A 19063-nucleotide genomic window follows, 5' to 3' on the forward strand; every position below is an offset into this window, starting at 1 on the left:
ATGAACGGCTTGGCCCTCTGATGGAAAAATACGACAAAGATTTCTAAAAAAAATTACACAAAATTCTTGACATACCCCCTATATCACCCACCGCATCAAAGCTGCCCATACGTTGGCAAAATAATCACATAGCAAAAAGGAGCTGCCTCATCAGGGCAGCTCCTTTTAAGTTGTTAGCGGTTAGGGGCTAGCAGATGGCATGTGCCTTCATGCGACACCCCTTTGACGGACTCTCCTATAAATGCTAAACTTGACATAGAAAAAGGTGCTACCGATAGACGGTTAGCCCTCAAGATTATTTAAAGAAAAATAACCGTTGCGTTGCGAGCGAGGCGGTTATTTTTCTTTATGTGAATACGAATCGCTAATAATGAACTCATCACATAAGTCCTTAAAAAAGGTCGCAAACTGCTATAAAAATATGAAACCATTTTTCTAAACTTCAAACATAAAGGACAGGGACTACTGCTATCGCAGTAGTCCCTGTTCTCGAAGGAGGACAAATGTATATAAGTAACGATCAGAATTTCTGACCGGCCTTATCTTTTTTCAGCCATTCAATCAAGACTTCTTCTCGAGTCTTCTTGATATGATCCAGTTCTTCCGGTTTCCACTGATATAGTCCAGTACCCGTTTTGGCGCCCAAGTTCCCTTCATCAACGCATTTTTTCATGACGGAAGAGCCTTCTTTGTCATCAGCCAAATCAGCATTCAAATACGCTGAAATATTATAGAAAATATCAAGACCTCCTAAATCAGCTGTTTCAAGCGGTCCCGTCACGCCTAACCGGCGGCCAATACTATATTTACAAATAAGATCGACAGCTTCTGCAGTTGCGATACCTTCTTGTACACAATATAAGGCTTCACGAAGCAGGGCAAACTGTAACCGGTTTCCCACGAAGCCCGGAGCTTCTTTCAAAAGGGCTACTGGTTTTTTCCCGATTTTTTCCATGAGCTGCCAAGTAATATCTACCGTTTCTTGGCTTGTCTTTTCACCTGGAACGACTTCAACCAAAGGAATAAGGTGAGGCGGATTCCAAAAATGAGCAACGACGAAACGTTCCGGATGTTTGAGAACGGAGGCGACTTCTGTCGGCAAAAGGCCAGAAGAGTCCGTAGCAAAAATAACATCTGGGCCAAGATATTTTTCCAATTCTCCATAAACATATTGTTTAACATCCATGTCTTCTGCTACCGATTCGAGAACAAAATCGGCATCCTTGGCAGCATCTTCAATCGATGTAACACCATGGATATGACCGAGCAATTCTTTTTCTTCCGCTTCGGACAGCAAATCGTTCGCTTTCATGACATCTAATGTTGCATGTATATTCCGCATAGCCCGGGCAATACTGGCATCTTTACGCCCAAACATGTTTACTTCATACCCATTCTGGGCAAACGCAATGGCGGTGCCAAACCCCATCGTCCCACACCCTAAATTGCAAATCCGTTTGATATCTTTTAACTGTTTCATACTTTTACCTTCTTTCCATTACACATATTTTTTAAATAGCAAAAGGAATCACCGTTAAGCCAACCACCATGATGATGCCTAATACAATAAAGGCAACGAAACTATATCCTACAAAATCCTTGAATTCCAATCCGCAAACGGCCATAAACGGAACGGCAAAGAAAGGTTGTACTAATGCCGTTAAATCCCCGCCAAACATATAAGCAATAACTGTCTGCGCATCAGGAATCCCCAAGGCCTGACCGGCTGGGATAAGGAAAGGCGCTTCAATAACCCATTTGCTGCCACCTGAAGGAATAAAGTAGCTGATAATTCCCGTCAAGATGGCTGCAATAGCAGGGAATGTGGTTTCATTACTAAAAGCAATAACCCAGGACGCAATGGTATCGACCAAGCCAGTGTATTTCATGATGCCATAAATACCGGCATAGAAGGGGAACTGTAAAATAACGCCCCAAGCGGCTGGCGTCGATGCTTTGACAGCCTGTAATAACGCAGCTGGCGAACCATAAAGCCAAATAATCAATGTCAGGAAAAGGAAATTCAAAACATTAATATCCAGAGATTTTCCTAAAACAAAGAAATGATAGCCTAAATAAACCAAGAACATGCAGCCAATCAGATAAGAGCACCATGGCGTATAAGTAACCCATTCGCTCGGCGTCTTAATGTCTTTTTTCTTAGGCATGACTGGCGCTGTAATATTAGCTAATTCCGGATTCCACTGAGAAATAGAAACCATTTTGGTCTTGTCTTTGGGCTGGAGTACGAATCCAAATAAAATTAAAATAACAATAACCGAGAGAATAGTTAAAATCAAATTGTACGGATGAAAGATTGTCATGGAAATGGGAATGACGCCTATTTCCTTAACCATAAAGTGATCCGCTGTGGCAACCAATAACGGAGCTGATCCGGAAAGCCCCATATGCCAAATAAAGAACGGCGTCCAGGCGGCGCCACATAAATAGCGATAATCAATAAGAATATGTTTCCGTTCTGCTTGAACTGCTAAATTCTTACAAATAAGGGCCGCAAATACCAAGCCAAAGCCCCAGTTCAAATAGAAACCAATAGCTGACAACAAAACGACATAAATGTAAACAGCCGTAGGAGAATTCGGTTTACTACATACCGATGAAATAAGGCGTGTGCAAACCGGGGTGGTAGCTAAAGCATACCCAGTTATGACAATCAATGACATCTGCATAGAAAATGCTAACAACGTCCAAAATCCATTCCCCCAAGCGATAACTGTATCCAAGGGACCTGACGAAGTAAACAGCAATGCTAAAATAAAAGCAACAATCGTTAATACAAGGGCAATAACATATGAATCCGGAACCCATTTTTGGGCAAAATCCGTAAAGTAATCGGTAAATTGTTTCTTTTCCTTAACCATAGTGTTATCTCCTTTCTTTATAGGATTTGTTTGTGATTGATTTCACATTTTTATAGGGAATAGAAGCCTCCGAACTATGCAAAAGGGCGGTTTTTCCAGAATCCGAAGGCTTTTATTCATGAAAACAGGTTTTATCTTTGAGCTTTTAAATAGGAACCAATTTGATGCTGCAGGCGTGTGAAACCTGCTGAAACGTTAACGTTTCATGACTCTTGCTTTGCCATCTGTGACCAATTTATCATTTTGATTGGTGACAGTGGTGCGAAAAATGATCCGATGTTTCTTATCATCTTTTTCAATACATTCGACAGTCGCGGTCAGCGTATCCCCGTATAAAACAGGTGCTAAAAAGCTGAGTTCCTGATTCATGTAAATCGTATCGATTCCAGGAAGCTCTGTTCCCAATACTGCCGAAATAAGACCAGCTGAAATCATACCATGTGCAATTCGCTGTTTGAACAGCGAGTTTTTCGCAAATTCCGCATTTACATGAACTGGATTAAAGTCCCCAGTCACGCCTGCAAAGGCATACACATCATGTTCAGAGATTGTCTTTGACAAAGACGCTTTATCTCCTACATGGATGTCTTCATAACGGACATTTCTGGCCATGCTACCACCTCCTTAAAAAGCAACCACTATATCTGTAAGCCCATTGGCTTATCTTCAAAAATCCGGCTGTCCATCAATTTAACAGCATTGATGATAGGCTTAAAGTCCATATGTGCCAATATATCTTTTTCCATATCAATCCCGGGAGCAATTTCAATCAATTCCATCCCGTCCGGAGTCAATTTAAACACAGCGCGTTCCGTAACATAGAGGACAGGCTGTCCTATTGAGTTGGCATAATCACCACTAAAAGTAATCTGTTCAACTTGTTTGAGGAACTTTTTATTTCGGCCTTCCTGGGTAATGATCAACTTACCATCCTGAACCGTTTCCTTAAGTCCACCAGCTGTAAATGTACCGCAATAAATCACTTTTTTTGAGTTTTGCGTAATATTTATGAATCCACCACATCCGGCAACACGACCTTTAAACTTACTAACATTGATATTCCCATGTTCATCGGCTTCAGCTAATCCCAGGATGGCTAAGTCAACACCGCCACCATCATAGAAGTCGAATTGATAAGGCTGGTCAAGGATAGCATATGCATTGGTAGCAGCCCCGAAACTATTACCTCCGGCAGGCATCCCACCGATAGTTCCCGCTTCAGTCGTCAATACCATACTGTTGATTCCTTCTTCAGAAGCTACAGCAGAAACACCTTCTGGCATGCCGATGCCTAAATTAACGACAGCATTGGGAATCAATTCCATGGCACAACGGCGGGCAATGATTTTACGGTTCGTCAACGGCATAGCTGGGAGTGAATCAACAGGCACTTTCAAGTCGCCATTAAAAGCAGGATTAAATTCATAATCCCAAGTCATAAAATGGTCGGCTGCATCACTCTGGACAATATAGTCAACTAAGACACCTGGAATTTTAACATCCTTCGGATCCAGGGTTCCGCGAATAGCTGCTTTTTTAACCTGTGCAATGACAATGCCACCACACGCATGTGCTGCTTCTGCAATGGACAGCGCTTCACCCGTACCGATTTCTTCTTCCATCGAAATATTGCCATCCTGGTCAGCCGTCGTACCACGGATAATCCCAACATGAATGGGCCACGGTTTATACCAAAGCCATTCTTCATCATTCATATGAATGACTTCGACCATATCTCGCGTAGTGCCGGCATTCAATTTACCACCTTCCAGACGGGGATCAACGAAGGTCCTCAATCCGACTTTGGTAATCGTCCCCGGCCGATGTCCGGCAATATCCCGGAACCATTGGGAAATCGTCCCTTGGGGAAAGTTGTATGCGAATACTTTGTTTTCCGTAATTAACTTACCGATGCGCGGCGTTAAATTAAAGTGACCACCGACAATACAGCGAAGTAAGCCTTCTTCACCTAAATGATTCAGACCGCGTTCACCACCATCCCCCTGGCCAGCTGCAAAGATGACCGTTAAATCTTTCGGAGCGCCCGTTTCCTTAAACGAAGTCTGTATCTCTTTTAACACAGCTTCAGGAACTAAGCCGCCTACAAAACCACTGGTAGCAAGAATCGCACCATCTTTAATTTGTTTGACTGCTTCCGCTGCCGTTACAAATTTTGCCATATGAATCACATCTCCTTTATTATGTATTTGTTCATTTTAGTGAAGTCCCGTAACAGAGTAAATAATGATAATCACAAATACCGCAAATGTCTTCAACAAGGTAATTGCAAAAATATTTTTATACGAACTGCGATGAGTCAGACCGCAAACTGCCAATAAGGTAATGACAGCCCCATTATGCGGTAAGGTATCAAGACCGCCAGATGCCATTGATGCAACGCGATGGAGGATTTCCGGTCCCATTCCAATCGAAGTCGCCCAAGCCATCCATTCCTGAGACATCAATTCCAAAGCAATGGCCATCCCACCGGAAGCAGACCCAGTAATACCGGCTAACGTCGTAACACTGATGGCTTCTGATACCAGCGGTGTACCACCAATATGAATATTAATCAGCGCATGAGCTACATGCTGAAATCCGGGAAGCTGAGAGATAACATTCCCATAACCAACTTCCGATGCCGTGTTCATAATAGCTAAGAGTGAGCCGATAGCACCAGCATTGAGAATTTTTGTCAAACGATCAATTGATTTGATTTCGCCCTTGCCAATAATCAAAGCCAGGAAAATCCCTGCTACCAATGCAATGATCAACGACCAGATACTCGCAACGTTTTTAACATGAGCTACTACAAGAGGCACGCCTTTCATCGACTGGAACGGTTCAAGAATGGCTGGATGCCAAACAACATATTCCGTAATGAGGAAGTTAATGACTAATACAGCTAACAATGGGACACATGCCAGTTTCCAAGATACCAAGGTTGCATCCGGATTGTCTTCAGGTTCATTGATGGTATGGTTGCCATACCCTTCTCCTTTAGCAATCGCTTTTTTCAGGCAATGGGTAAGATAAACAAAGCCACCGCCGTAAATGATGCAGGCACCGATAATCCCGGCTAAAGGCGCCGAATACAAGGTTGTCCCAAAATAGGCTGTCGGAATAATGTTCTGAATCTGAGGAGTCCCAGGCAGGCAGTCCATCGTCGCCGTAAAAGCACCCAGTGCAATAATCCCCGGAAGTAAGCGTTTCGGATAATTTGCTTCTTTGAAAAGAGCCGCTGCGAAAGGATAAACAGCGAAAACGACGACGAAAAGACTGACACCACCATAGGTCAAAAGAGAAGCAGCAATAACAATGGAGAGAACTGCTTTATGGGGTTCTTTGCCAAGACCAGTAATAATGGCTTTAGCAATACTCCTGGCCAGACCCGTATCTTCCATGACCTTACCAAAGATGGCCCCTAACAAGAAAATAGGGAAAAACGATTTAATGTAAGTAACAGCCTTGCCCATAAATAACTCGGTATAGGAAGGCATGATGGCCAGCCCCGATAATGTTGCTGCTAATAAAGCCATAATCGGTGCCATCATAATAACGGAAAATCCGCGATAAGCAAAAGCAATCAATCCCAGTAAACTGAGGATAATAATGATTACACCAAAGTCCATACGTATCACTCCTTTTGGGCATAATAAAACATTTTGTTGTTGCATAATGGTAAGAATATATAAGGCGTTTCATCGTACCCTTATTATTTTGACCAATAAGCACAGAAGGGGTAAAGCGTCATACAATCCAAAACATTGATTCCGTTCGTCACACGTGTAAATAACTGAAGTTCATTTTTCGGATGTTTTTCTTGCCTTCATGGTATCATCTCATCCATGCTTTTGTAAAATACATCGATTTCATTAAGGTAATGAATAAATTTCACGTATCCGTCAAAAAAAGGACTGTCTAACTGACAGTCCTCATTGTAGGCTAATTTAAAAATCAAATATGAAACTTTGCATTTTGTATCAAGTCTAAAAATAATTTCATCGGCGTACTTAAAAATTTTTCTTTATGATAGGCTGCCAAAGGAATCCAAGGGAACGATGGATTGCATAAATGCAACATTTTTACTTTTTTACTGCAAAACTTCTGGATAATCGGCTTTGGCAAAATGGTTATGCTTTCCCCATCAGATACAGCTTCTACTAATAAGTCCCATTGTGCACTTTCAAGACCAACATGAGGCATAAATCCTGCCTCTTTGCAACAATCGATAATCCGATAATAGAGCATGAAGGATTTATCAAGGACAAGGAATCTTTCATTTTTTAATTGTGAAAATGAAATGGTATCATAATTAGCCAAACGATGATGTGGAGAAACGACGCAAACAGCTTCCGATTCCATAATGGGAACTTTATTGAATTCAGGATTATCAAAGGGTTCAATAATAATTCCAATATCGACAGCACCAGATTGTGCCAGAGAAAAAGCCGTCTGTGCACCAATCTCCATGACGCGTAAATTGATTTCCGGATACATTTGGCTGTATTGATGCAATAACGAATGAATAACGGTAATCGTGACCGGCGGAATCCCCAACGTGAGTTTTCCGCGATGGCTATGCAACAGTGTAGCCAGGACTGCCGTTTCTGATTGATAATTCGATACAATTTTAACTGCACTATTGTAAAAAATCTCTCCTGCTGAAGTGAGCTTAAATTTCCTGGCTTTACGATCAATTAACTCCGTATTATAAGCTTGTTCCAAACTTTTTATGGCCTTACTGATAGTAGACTGGCTAATAAACAGCGATTCAGCCGCTTTGGTAATGCTATTTTCCCGAACAGCTTCTATAAAATATGCAAAATGGTTGATATTCATCATATCCCCCCTTTTCTAAAATAGTATTATAAAGAAGGAAGTATTATTTTATAGTATTAATTATATCGTATCGCATACCAAAATGCTATGATTTTACCCCCCCCCATAACATTTCGGTCATATCATACATGAATTATATTCATTGATATTTTCAAGATAAAGGCTGCCATTTCAGTGACAGCCTTACACCTACTTCACCAGTTCTTTTTCCATAGTTTGAAAGGCCGGCACATAGTAGCGAATAATACGCCGAACTTTTTCTTCTACTGGTTCGCAGCAATCGGGATGATATCGATCCTTCAACATCGACAGCCAAGTAGATTCACTAACAAATAAATATCGTTCATAAGCATCTAAAAGTAATTCTTTTGGTGTCAGGGAAATGGCAAGGTCAGGATCTTTATTTTCAAGGCATTCCCGAAATACCTGTTGGCCTAAATCAAATTCGTCCATAAACCAATGAACAATCCCATGTAATACAAAGACATTCGACAAATCTTCTTTTTTCAGACCAGAAAAATCCTTCAACCCTTGGGAAAATAATTCAAACGTTTTCATATTATCACCACCTTTAATCTTTTTCTTTCCTATAATATTATCGTATAAAATAAATACGCAAAGTGCAAAAGAGTTAAATTCATTCGGATCATCGCTTTTATTCATGATTTTTATGGTAAGCTGAGGAAGAACTCGAATCCAGCAGCCCTTGGGTAAATTAGCTCCGTCAATTTTTAAGAAATCCCTTGTGCTCCGAATATACAAACCTGAATGGTTTTGCTACAATAGAGTCAATCCGTAAGTCTAACTCAACTGACGTTTTTCCCTATTATTGGTGTCCCATTCCTATTTTCAGGAGGTTTAAGATGGATTTTTTAAACGATATGTTTTCTTTGAAAGGCAATGTCGCCCTTGTCACGGGCGGTTCTTACGGTATCGGTTTTGCCATCGCCAAAGCCTTAGCCCGCGCTGGTGCCGTCATTGCCTTCAACTGCCGCAGCCAGGAACACCTGGACCAGGCCATGAAGGATTATGAAAAAGAAGGTATCGAAGCACACGGCTACATTTGCGATGTCACTGATGAAATGCATGTACAGCAATTAGTCAGTGAAATTGAAAAAACGTTAGGAACCATCGACATCCTCATCAACAACGCCGGCATCATTAAACGCATCCCCATGTGCGACATGACGACGGAAGAATTCCGCCAGGTCGTCGATATCGACTTAGTCGGACCGTTCATCGTATCCAAAGCGGTCATTCCCGGCATGATAAAAAAAGGCCACGGCAAAATCATCAATATCTGCTCTATGATGAGCGAATTAGGCCGTGAAACCGTATCGGCTTACGCCGCAGCCAAAGGCGGTCTGAAAATGTTGACCCGCAACATCTGTTCCGAATTCGGCGGGGCGAATATCCAATGCAATGGCATTGGCCCTGGCTACATCGCAACGCCTCAGACAGCTCCACTGCGCGAAAAACAGTCTGATGGCTCCCGTCATCCTTTTGACCAGTTCATCGTCTCCAAGACGCCGGCTGGCCGCTGGGGCACGACAGAAGACCTCGAAGGACCGGCAGTATTCTTAGCTTCTCATGCGTCGGACTTCGTCAATGGCCACATCTTATATGTCGACGGCGGTATTCTTGCTTACATCGGAAAACAACCTTAAACAAAAAATAAGGAGCTGTCGCATAAGGCAGCTCCTATTCTATTTCGAAAGGATGAAGAACTATGAAATCTGGATTAATTCTTGCAGGTGAACCCATGGGCCTCTTGATTGCTCAAAGTGAAGGTTCCCTTGATAGTGTAAGTGGTTATGATTTGGCCGTTGCTGGCGCAGAATTCAATGTAGCTGTCGGTGTAGCCCGTCTGGGACACCGCGTTACTTACATGACGAAACTGGGCAAAGATCCTTTTGGTCAGCGAATCATCCATGTATTGAACGAAAACAAAATCGGCAATGAATTCGTCGCCTGGAGTGATACGAGAAAGACAGGGTTCATGCTGAAAGGCCGTGTCAGTCAGGGCGATCCGGATATTTTTTATTTCCGTGCTGGCTCGGCTGCCTCTACGTTATCCGTCGAAGATGTTGAAAAAATCCGCTTTGATGAATACAGTCATATCCATCTGACAGGTATCTTGCCCGCCCTCAGTGAATCGACGCGGGCTGCTGTCAACTTAATGTTCGATAAGGCTCGTCAGGCAGGTTTACTGATTACCTTCGATCCTAATTTACGGCCTCAGCTCTGGCCCAGTCAGGATGTCATGATTCAGTCCATCAACGAAATGGCTTCCAAAGCCGACATCGTTCTTCCTGGGACAGCCGAAGGCAAAATCCTCATGGGCAGTGATGATCCGAAAAAAATCAACGCTTTCTATCGTAACCTGGGAGCCAAAGCCGTTATTACCAAAGTCGGCAGCCAAGGCGCTTACGTAACGACAGCTACCGAAGAATATCTCGTTCCCGGCTTTAAAGTCGATAAAGTCGTCGATACAGTCGGTGCCGGCGATGGTTTTGCAGCCGGTGTCATTACGGCATTGATGGAAGGTCTTCCCTTAAAAGAAGCGGTACGCCGTGGCAATGCCATCGGTGCCATCCAGGTTACCAGTCGGGGAGACAACGAAGGGCTTCCCTATCCGGATCAGTTAAAAGCGTTTATGGAAAAATAGGAGGCAACCATGATTAGCAATAATATGAAGAAAATATTTGAGATTGGACTGGTTCCGCTCATCGTCTTAGAAGATGCACAAGACGCGATTCCCTTTGGTCAAGCTTTGGTCCGTGGTGGTATCCCGATTGCAGAAGTTACCTTCCGTACGGGTGCCTGCCTGGACATCATCCGCGCTATGAAGACCATTCCTGGACTCATCGTCGGGGCTGGTACAGTACATAATGTAGCACAAGCGCAAGCCGCTGTAGAAGCAGGTGCTGAATTCATCATTACGCCGGCCTATAATCCTCAAGTCACCCAGTGGTGCGTCGAAAATCATATCGATATCATGCCGGGAACCGTATCTCCAGCCGACATCGAAGCAGCCAATGGGTTAGGACTAGAAGTTTGCAAATTCTTCCCAGCCGGAGCCTATGGCGGTCCGAAAACTTTAAAAGCCCTTGCCGGTCCTTTTGCTGCCATGAAATTCATTCCAACAGGCGGCGTAAACTACGATAACATGAATGAATATCTGGATTTACCGAATGTCGCAGCTGTCGGTGGCAGTTTCATCACCCCTTCTGATTTAGTCAAGGCCAAAGATTGGGATGCCGTCGCAGCACACTGCCAAAAAATCGTCCGTCACATGCTGGATTTCACACTCGGTCACGTAGGTCTGCATGTACCCGGCAGAGCGGAAGCTGAAGCCGTAACCGACGGTCTGTGCCGATTAATGGCTCAGGACAAAATTCCCGGTGCCGACAATTTCTTTGCAGGTCCTATCGCCGAAATCTGCGACCATGAAATGCCCGGTACGAACGGCCACATCTGCATTGATACGCGCGATATGCCCCGCGCCTTAGCCTTCTATCAACGGCAGGGAATCGCTTTGGATGAAGACCATTGCTATCGCGATGAAAAAGGAAATATCAAAGTCGCCTTCTTAAAAGAAACAGTAGGCGGTTTCTCCATTCATCTGCGTAGAAAATAAAAAAAATCCGCCGATGCTATCAAAATAATAGATAGCATCAGCGGATTTTTCACATTAATGTCAGAGAAATTATGCTCCAGCAACTTCTTTGTTTTTGTTCAACATGATATGCAATACTTCACAATCAGTCTGCTGCATCCCATTGGAAGCTAAAAGGCCTACGTTGCGGATACATTCATCAGCCGTATCGGCGACGAGTCCATCCGTGCCTTCTACACGGATACCGGCTAAGGCCATGAGGACCGAACGATAAGCGATTTCTGCTGCCGAAGCAACTTTCATAGCACAGCTATCGGCCGCGCCATCACAGACCATGCCAACGATGCCGCCATTCATAGACGAAATGGCTTTGCAAATAGTCTGATACGGAGTCTTGCGATCGAGGAGCCAAGCCATGCCAGCCGCTGCCCCCATGGCAGCCGTAACGGTCGCGCAAAAAGCAGATAATTTAGGTAAATAGCTGTGGGCATAAATGGCTACCATACTGGCTAAAGCCAGGGCACGGACGCGCTCTTCGCCAGAGGCTTTGATATGATCCGCAACGACAGTTACCGGTTCGGACACGGTGATTCCCTGATTCCCTGAACCAGAATTAGTCATAGCCGGGCAGGCAGCGCCACCCATGCGAGCATCCGAAGCCGCTACCGTACGGACTTGGATTTCACGGGCTAAATCGCCTGCCAGCAGGCCTTCTTTAATGTGTTTTTCCATGGTACAGCCGATGCGTAGGCCATATTTCCCCGTCAGTCCCTCTTTGGACAAGGCATCATTCAAATTTTCTGCATTCTTGATGAATTGGATATTGGCAAGGGGAATATTTTCAGCAAATTTCAAAATATCTTTGATAGAAAGGGCCTGCAAAAAAGCGATTTTATCGGCTTCGCTATTATCGCAGCTCGCTTGTTTTTCAAAAATAACCTGCCCATCTTTTTCGATCAAGACGACGTTCGTATGACTATCGACGATGACAGCGCGGACATGATGATGTTCCCCGTAGACGTTGGCTTCTGAGTAGAGAATGTGCTTGGTCGTTTCATTGACACCCACTGTAACCCGACCATCGGCTACCATTTGCTTCCCTTGCTCTACCACATCGGGCGTCAAAGACTTCAAGACCTGAAGTCCTGCTTCGGCATCACCGCCCAAGGCACCGACAGCAGCGGCAATAGCAAGCCCTGGCATCCCTGTTCCCGGAACCATGACACCCATCCCATTTTTCATCAAATTGGCGGAAACGAAGGCCTTGACAGATTGTACGGGTTCTCCCAATTCTTTGGCCGCTGTAGCTGCTGCAAAAGCCAAGGAAATCGGTTCCGTACATCCCGTAGCCGGTTTAATATCCTGTTTCATGATTTCAATCATTTTATTCCACATAGTACATGTTTCCATTAGTATCACTCCTAAAAAATCAATCTATGAAATCCGTTACAGGCCTACGAAAAAGCCAGGAACGGCGAGATAATCAGCAAGATGCCCGTTGCAATAATGAGATACAGCGAAACACCTTTCAGGTCATGCAGCCGTGGCACCCGATAGACAAGATAAGCCGGAATCAAGCAACCGATCATGCCAAAAACAGGACTGCAGATGGAAGTAAAGCTCAAAACGGGAGCATTGAGGATAATGGCGCCCCACGACACGAGAACGGCAAAGACCAAGATGCCCAACGAAACGGCACGGACATTAATCTTATCTTCCGGCATGATACGTTTCAAACAGTTCATGGCAATGCCGCGGCAGGCTTCGCGGAAGCCCAGGAAAACACCGAAGAACGCCGTAACAACAGCAAAAATATTTAAAATCAAGCTCATGATTTTAATGGATGTGCCGGGAATACCCTGGGCAGCTAACGCCAAGGCAGAAATATTATTTTCATAAGCCATAACAGCCTGGTCATGGCCCATAGCCAAGTTGAACGAAATAGCATAGAAAAATACGGTGACAAAGAGCACGCCAAAAGCGATATTCATGGCTCGCAAAGCCTTGTACCGAGCGACTTCAATCGACTTATTATGGGAACGATAAGAAATAACCATCGGGCTCAAACTCTGCAAGAACAAAATAGATGTCAGCGTGAAGGGCAGCATGATGATGGTCTGCTTGATGAGATAGCCAAAATCAGGGAAACTGCCTACATTAGCCAAATTCCAATGCTGAACCATGATGATGCCCAATACAGCTACGACGCACAGTTTCGTTAAAACCATCAGTGTCGAAATCTTGAAGAGCACTTTTTCACCACGAGATGCAATAGCGACAAGAGCACAAATAATGGCCAGCCCGTATAATGGATTTTTAGCCAGTGAATGATCGGTTACGCCAAAGGTAACTAAGAAAGATGCACTGTCATTATTGATAGCCGTCGAATAGACGAAGACCCAGATAATGAGCATCAGGAAATAGAGGAGACCTAAGAATAAGCCCCAATTCTTGCCAAGATAATTGCCGATGACACTGGGATAATCTTCGCATCGTTCAGATTTTGCCAATGTATTAATGAATAATCGCTGGAAAAGATACATCGCAGGATAACCGATAATAGAGGACAAGAGATAAATCCAAATCCCTGCCAAGCCTACCTGTACCGGTAAAAATACGATACCGGCACCGATGGCCATACCGATACTCATAATAACCCAGCCCCAGTCGGTACTATCGAATTTGACCGCTTCTTTCCATTGGGCTTGAGTCATACCCGCTTTTTCCCATCGGGTAAGCTTTTCTTTACCCAAAACTTGTCCTTTGTCAGGACACTGTACTGTCTGTTCCATACCGTCAAATCTCCTTTTACATGATAATCCCTTAATTCCACACAAGATATCGTCATTTCATGCGCGCTTGTATGCCCCTCTTTTCGTTAATAAAATATTATCATAGTAATAATTATTTTGCAATATTTTTCATTTTGTCTTTTTGTAATAAACAGTCACCAGTAATTGTTCTTTTGTAATGCACTTACAAGGTCAAAAAAATATCCTGCCAAAAATAAAATATTTTAGCAGGATATTTATATTTTCGTTATATTTAATCTCTTATGAAAGGACAAATTCAAAAAAAATCAATAAAAAGGAGGCTGATTAGTGGCTAGCCGTTAGGTAATCCAGCGAATAGCAAATAAGGGTATATTCGTCACCCATTCCTGTTCCTGATAATCACTCATGGAAAACCGGATGGCCTTAGCTGGATGATACTTTTCAACATAGGCCTTTAAGCTCTTGGATTGTAAATTCTGTTCCGCTTTAACTTCCAGTGGAATGACTTCTCTCCCTTTCTGAATCATGAAATCGATTTCATAGCGATTACTGGGAGACGTAAAATAATAGGGATTATACGATGTTTCAGAAAGCAGCTGCTGGCAAACGTACTGTTCTGTCAAAGCCCCTTTAAACTCTACAAAAATGTCGTTTCCATCCAGAAGGGAACGCACGTCCAATTCACTAATGGCCGCTAATAATCCTACATCCAAGAAAAAAAGTTTATATGCATTCTGTTCGGCATAGGCTTTGAGTGGCATAGCTGGTTTGGAAACACGATTCACCTTGGCAATCAATCCACAATCGACAAGCCATTCTATGGCAATTTCAAAATCTTTAGACCGTGCTCCTTTTTTGACCTGTCCAAAGAAAAACTTCTTATTTTCCTTCGCTAATTGAAGCGGTATGGCGTTCCATACCATTCGAACACGAGGAATCTCCGCTGTGATGATATGCTTACTAAAATCTGCTTCATACAGGGTAATCAAGTCGTTTTGAATCTGCCGTACAGCATTATAATCAGATGTTTCTGCAAAAGCGGCTACCGCTTCCGGCATACCACCGATATAATAATAATTCTTGAGCCATGTGACAAAACGGTCATGAAATACTTCCAGCATAGCCGGATCGCGCTGGTCCAATAAATCCGCCAAGCTCTCTTCATGAACAGCCCGCAAAAATTCATAAAAAGAGAGCGGATACAATTGCATTGTCGTCACTTTTCCAACAGGGAATGAAATGCCTTTATGCAAAGCAATCCCCAACAAAGAACCGGCAGCTATTACAGGGTACTCCGGTGCATTTTCACAAAAATACTTTAACGCAGAAATCGCTTGTGGCGCTTCCTGGACTTCATCTAAGATAATCAAAGTTTCTTGAGGCCGGATACTTTCACCAGTTTCTACCTGAAAAGCTAATAAAATGCGGCGGATATCATAATCTTGTTCAAAAATCTGCTGCATCCGTGGATTATTATCGAAATTAATGTATACTACATTCTGAAAATATCGGCGTCCAAACTCTTTCATGAGCCAAGTCTTGCCAACTTGGCGAGCGCCTTTCAAAATCAACGGTTTCCGGCGAGGCGCCGTTTTCCACTTTACCAATGATTTCATCAATTCTCTTTCCAAGATTCCACCCCCTGAACAGAAAGTCTTTTCCTTATTATAACATTTTTTCGCGCGACTTTTGCACCTATTTATACATTTTTCTGCGCGACTTTTTGTATTCCTACTACATTTTTCCGCGCGACTTTTTTTGTCAAAAGCTATTATCAAGGGGAGGACGCCTACAAAACTTCAACCTCTCAGACCGCCTTTGAGCGGCCAGCTCTCCTAGGAAGAGAGCCTTTCGCCTCACTTTTTAGAAGCCCGCTTTGGCCAATTCGTCTTTCATGGCCCGGCGCTTCCGGTAGGTTTCCCGCCATTCTTGGGCGATTTTGCGGGCCATGTTCAGGCCTTCGGGATAGGTGCTGAGTTTTTTCAAATAAACAATGCATTTCCGATATTGATTACGGCTATTTAGGCCAGGCATGGTCTTTTTTACATAGTCCGCATAGTAATCCCGGATTTCATTGCCATATTTTTCCTTCAATACGTCTGCATAGTAATCTACGTCACAGGGATTCAAATTTTCTTGCAAATCGGCCCAGAGTTCGTCGATCATTTTTTCTTCTGCCAAAAAGCATTGACGCAGATATCGGCAAGACGGCAGCTGAAGGATTTTTTGCTTCAACGTGTCCCATTCGTCAGCATCGCAGCAGGCCTTCAAGGCTAAGACCTGTTCCAAATCGTCTTGGTCGAAATGCTGGATATGTTCCCACAAGGCCTGCTTGTATCCCTCATCGTCTCCCAGGGCCTGGTAGGCATGGATGAGCTTGGTGCTGTAATCCTGCTGGCAATAATCCTTATCGTCATCGATGGCCTGAGAATCGCGGAGCAGCTTGATGGCTCTTTGGTAATCATTTTCTTTAAAAGCCTCTGAAATCAGCATGTTCCGTACCTGCCGGTTTTCATAATGGTCCTGGATATACTGCTCGATGTCCGTCGACGGATAGCCTAATTGCTGCATTGTATGAATCCGCATGACCAGATTGGTGCCATAGGTATAGCCGTAATTCCAGTCATTTGGGTCGGATTTCGTCGATTCATGATGCTCGATTTCCGCATCCAGCCGTGCAAGCTTCCATTTCAAAGACGCCGGGTCATCAAAATCATTGTACAGCACTTCTTCGTAATAACCGTATAACTCATTGCCCTTATTTTTGATGGCATCCATCTGCTGTATAAACCATTGATGCAGCTTCGGCACGTCTTCCGATTTGGCATGACCGATGATATCGGCCCAGTAAGCCCGGCATTCATCCAGGCAGAGCTGCTGGTCATCTTCGTCTTCAAAAGATATATCAGCCACATTGGCCGCCATGATATGGACCAGTTCCAACGCTTCCATCGTACAGGAGCGCTTAATCAGCGGCGGTATGGTGCTACTCAAATAATCAATGACCTTATCGGCGAAAGCCTTACTGGCATCATATTCAATATATCCCAAGAGGTCGTAAGGAGCCAATACCCGGTCTATTTCGCGTTCATATCGATGCATTTCCTGAGCAGACGGTTTGCCCTTGGAAAAATCCAGTACGATTTTCTTCTGCAAATCCCGATTGTCTTCAGCTAACTGAAAGACGAAGTTACGCAAATCCGCTTCGGGCAGCTTTTGCAAGATATCCTGCCACGACGCTTTTTCCTTGCCAGCATCAGCCGCTTCATCCAGCTCTTCGTCTTCGGCGGCCAGCAGTACGGCAACCATGTGCTTGCAACATTCTCCCTGTTCAGCATAGGGACAGGTGCAGTCCATACCTTCGACCTGGCCATCTTCCAAATCAATGGTGACTTCATATATATCGCTGCCATAGACGTCGGCCGTTATCTGATTCTTCGTACACTCCAGATTATAGACGTCCCCTTCTTCATAATACTGTTCCCCGCGCTTATAGATTTTCGATGAAAAGAAATCTCTCCAATTCCCTAAATCCATATTTCTCACCCCTGCACATTGTGATTTTCTTTCTTGATACGGTTCAAATAGCGGTAAATCGTCGGTTCTGAGACGCCCAAGATCTGGGCCAGGGCATAGACGCTGCCTTTGAGGACGAAGAGGCCGTTCTTATAGAGGTCTTCTACGACGGCCAGCCGTTCTGTTTGAGAAAGGCGTTTGGCATCGGCCGCGTAGGGAGACAGTGCCTTTTGGATAAGATGCTGGATGGCATCGTCTACGGTCGGATACATGCTCTCTGAAATTTCGACGCCCAGGAAATGGTCATCGTCCTTCTTGGGGTCGTCCTGAGGCATCCCGTCGATGTGTTTCACCGGATCCATCAGGACGAGGGCGTCCAGCTGTTTCCGCACATCGATATAACGCTGGACATCGTAATTCAGACAGAGTGCCCCAATAATGTTATCTTCCTCATCGTGGATAAAGAGAGTCGAAGACCGCAGGGTATGACCATTGACACTTTTCCCATAATAATTGGTCATGTATTCCTGAGCCGTTTTTTTACCGACCTGCATGAGTTTCAATATGAAATCGGTAGCAGGCGCTCCTAATTTGCGGCTGCTGATGTCCCCATTGGCAATGGCGATGACCGATTCATCAGGATGGCGCAAATCGTGCAGGACGACTTCGCAATCCTTCCCCAAGGCAGCCCCCAAAAAAGGTACCATACGTTTATATATCTCTAAAATAGCCATGACATCACTTCCCCTATGTATTATAAGAAAATTTTATCACAATGATAAATAATAGAAAAGGGGCTGTCGCTCGTGCGACAGCCCCTTTTAAGTGGTTAGTGGCTAGCAGTTAGTGGTTAGCCACTGGTTTTAAATTTAAAGCCATTTTCTACAAACCCCGTACTACAAGCTAATGCTTACACTTCTGCAATGACTTCGATTTCGCAGAGGAAATGAGCCGGCAGTTCTTTGACGGCTACGCAGCTGCGGGCCGGTTTGCTGATGAATGCTTTTTCATAGATGGCATTGAAAGCGGCAAAGTCTTTCATGTCATAGAGAAAGCACGTCGTCTTGACGACTTTCGAGAAATCCGAACCGGCTTCTTTGAGGATAGCGGCAATGTTTTTGATAGCCTGTTCGGTCTGTGCTTCAATGCCTTCCTGGAGCTTGCCGGTCTGCGGGTCGACGCCAGCTGTCCCGGAAATATACAACATACCATTCGATACCATAGCCTGAGAATAAGGACCAATAGCTTTCGGTGCATTCGAAGAAACAATTACGTTCATGGAAATACCCTCCTGTGATAAAGTTTATTTTTACTAATAAAATTTTATCACGATAATAATTGATTTTCAAGTGTTATCCCGACATTTTTTATCCGAAAATAGTATAGAGACTCCCTATAATGTTGACATATGTCATCTATAAATCTATAAT

The 19063-nt window shown here is 43.9% G+C and carries 16 protein-coding genes; 3 read left to right on the forward strand and 13 right to left on the reverse strand.

All coding sequences use genetic code 11. The features are described from left to right. Positions 1 to 520 precede the first annotated feature (520 nt). The 7 genes from ACE418_RS07860 to ACE418_RS07895 form a co-directional block, all read right to left on the reverse strand. The gene (locus ACE418_RS07860; protein ID WP_416450097.1) at positions 521 to 1480 is read right to left on the reverse strand and encodes a 3-hydroxyacyl-CoA dehydrogenase family protein; all 960 of its coding nucleotides are present in this window, start codon (positions 1478 to 1480) and stop codon (positions 521 to 523) included. A 31-nt stretch (positions 1481 to 1511) separates the two neighbouring features. Continuing rightward, positions 1512 to 2882: a short-chain fatty acid transporter gene (locus ACE418_RS07865; RefSeq protein ID WP_416450098.1), complete on the reverse strand. Its 1371-nt coding sequence runs from the start codon at positions 2880 to 2882 to the stop codon at positions 1512 to 1514. Positions 2883 to 3077: 195 nt separating this feature from the next. Beyond that, the gene (locus tag ACE418_RS07870) at positions 3078 to 3494 is read right to left on the reverse strand and encodes a MaoC family dehydratase (RefSeq protein WP_416450099.1); all 417 of its coding nucleotides are present in this window, start codon (positions 3492 to 3494) and stop codon (positions 3078 to 3080) included. Positions 3495 to 3520: 26 nt separating this feature from the next. After that, positions 3521 to 5062 (reverse strand): acyl CoA:acetate/3-ketoacid CoA transferase, encoded by a 1542-nt coding sequence (locus tag ACE418_RS07875; RefSeq protein WP_416450100.1) that lies wholly within the window; start codon positions 5060 to 5062, stop codon positions 3521 to 3523. 36 nt (positions 5063 to 5098) lie between these two features. Beyond that, entirely contained in the window at positions 5099 to 6514 is a 1416-nt protein-coding gene (locus ACE418_RS13635; RefSeq protein WP_292300521.1) for a GntP family permease, read from the reverse strand. A gap of 325 nt (positions 6515 to 6839) precedes the next feature. Beyond that, positions 6840 to 7727, reverse strand: a complete 888-nt coding sequence (locus tag ACE418_RS07890) for a LysR family transcriptional regulator (RefSeq protein WP_416450102.1) — start codon at positions 7725 to 7727, stop codon at positions 6840 to 6842. A gap of 186 nt (positions 7728 to 7913) precedes the next feature. Then, positions 7914 to 8387 carry a hypothetical protein gene (locus ACE418_RS07895; RefSeq protein ID WP_416450103.1) on the reverse strand — a complete coding sequence of 158 codons (474 nt, stop codon included), beginning with the start codon at positions 8385 to 8387 and terminating at the stop codon, positions 7914 to 7916. Positions 8388 to 8587: 200 nt separating this feature from the next. Here ACE418_RS07895 and ACE418_RS07900 point away from each other — a divergent pair, with 200 nt between their 5' ends. The 3 genes from ACE418_RS07900 to eda all read left to right on the forward strand — a co-directional run bounded on the left by ACE418_RS07900 (position 8588) and on the right by eda (position 11364). Beyond that, positions 8588 to 9391, forward strand: a complete 804-nt coding sequence (locus ACE418_RS07900) for a gluconate 5-dehydrogenase (RefSeq protein ID WP_416450104.1) — start codon at positions 8588 to 8590, stop codon at positions 9389 to 9391. 62 nt (positions 9392 to 9453) lie between these two features. Next, the gene (locus ACE418_RS07905) at positions 9454 to 10392 is read left to right on the forward strand and encodes a sugar kinase (RefSeq protein ID WP_416450105.1); all 939 of its coding nucleotides are present in this window, start codon (positions 9454 to 9456) and stop codon (positions 10390 to 10392) included. A gap of 9 nt (positions 10393 to 10401) precedes the next feature. Continuing rightward, entirely contained in the window at positions 10402 to 11364 is a 963-nt protein-coding gene (gene eda, locus ACE418_RS07910) for a bifunctional 4-hydroxy-2-oxoglutarate aldolase/2-dehydro-3-deoxy-phosphogluconate aldolase (protein WP_416450106.1), read from the forward strand. Between the two features lie 69 nt (positions 11365 to 11433). Here eda and ACE418_RS07915 read toward each other — a convergent pair whose 3' ends face one another. From ACE418_RS07915 to ACE418_RS07940, 6 genes are all read right to left on the reverse strand, one after another. Continuing rightward, entirely contained in the window at positions 11434 to 12753 is a 1320-nt protein-coding gene (locus ACE418_RS07915) for an L-cysteine desulfidase family protein (protein ID WP_416450107.1), read from the reverse strand. 44 nt (positions 12754 to 12797) lie between these two features. Beyond that, the gene (locus ACE418_RS07920; protein ID WP_416450151.1) at positions 12798 to 14057 is read right to left on the reverse strand and encodes an SLC5/6 family protein; all 1260 of its coding nucleotides are present in this window, start codon (positions 14055 to 14057) and stop codon (positions 12798 to 12800) included. A 398-nt stretch (positions 14058 to 14455) separates the two neighbouring features. Further along, a complete protein-coding gene (locus tag ACE418_RS07925; RefSeq protein WP_416450108.1) occupies positions 14456 to 15748 on the reverse strand; it encodes an ATP-binding protein in 1293 nt (430 codons plus the stop codon). Positions 15749 to 15980: 232 nt separating this feature from the next. After that, complete coding sequence (locus tag ACE418_RS07930; protein ID WP_416450109.1) at positions 15981 to 17654, reverse strand: SWIM zinc finger family protein; 1674 nt, start codon at positions 17652 to 17654, stop codon at positions 15981 to 15983. 5 nt (positions 17655 to 17659) lie between these two features. Further along, positions 17660 to 18367 carry a helix-turn-helix transcriptional regulator gene (locus tag ACE418_RS07935; RefSeq protein ID WP_416450110.1) on the reverse strand — a complete coding sequence of 236 codons (708 nt, stop codon included), beginning with the start codon at positions 18365 to 18367 and terminating at the stop codon, positions 17660 to 17662. Between the two features lie 176 nt (positions 18368 to 18543). Then, positions 18544 to 18912, reverse strand: a complete 369-nt coding sequence (locus ACE418_RS07940) for a RidA family protein (RefSeq protein ID WP_416450112.1) — start codon at positions 18910 to 18912, stop codon at positions 18544 to 18546. Positions 18913 to 19063: the final 151 nt, after the last annotated feature.

It is taken from the genome of Megasphaera jansseni (assembly GCF_047974155.1).
GTDB lineage: Bacteria > Bacillota > Negativicutes > Veillonellales > Megasphaeraceae > Megasphaera.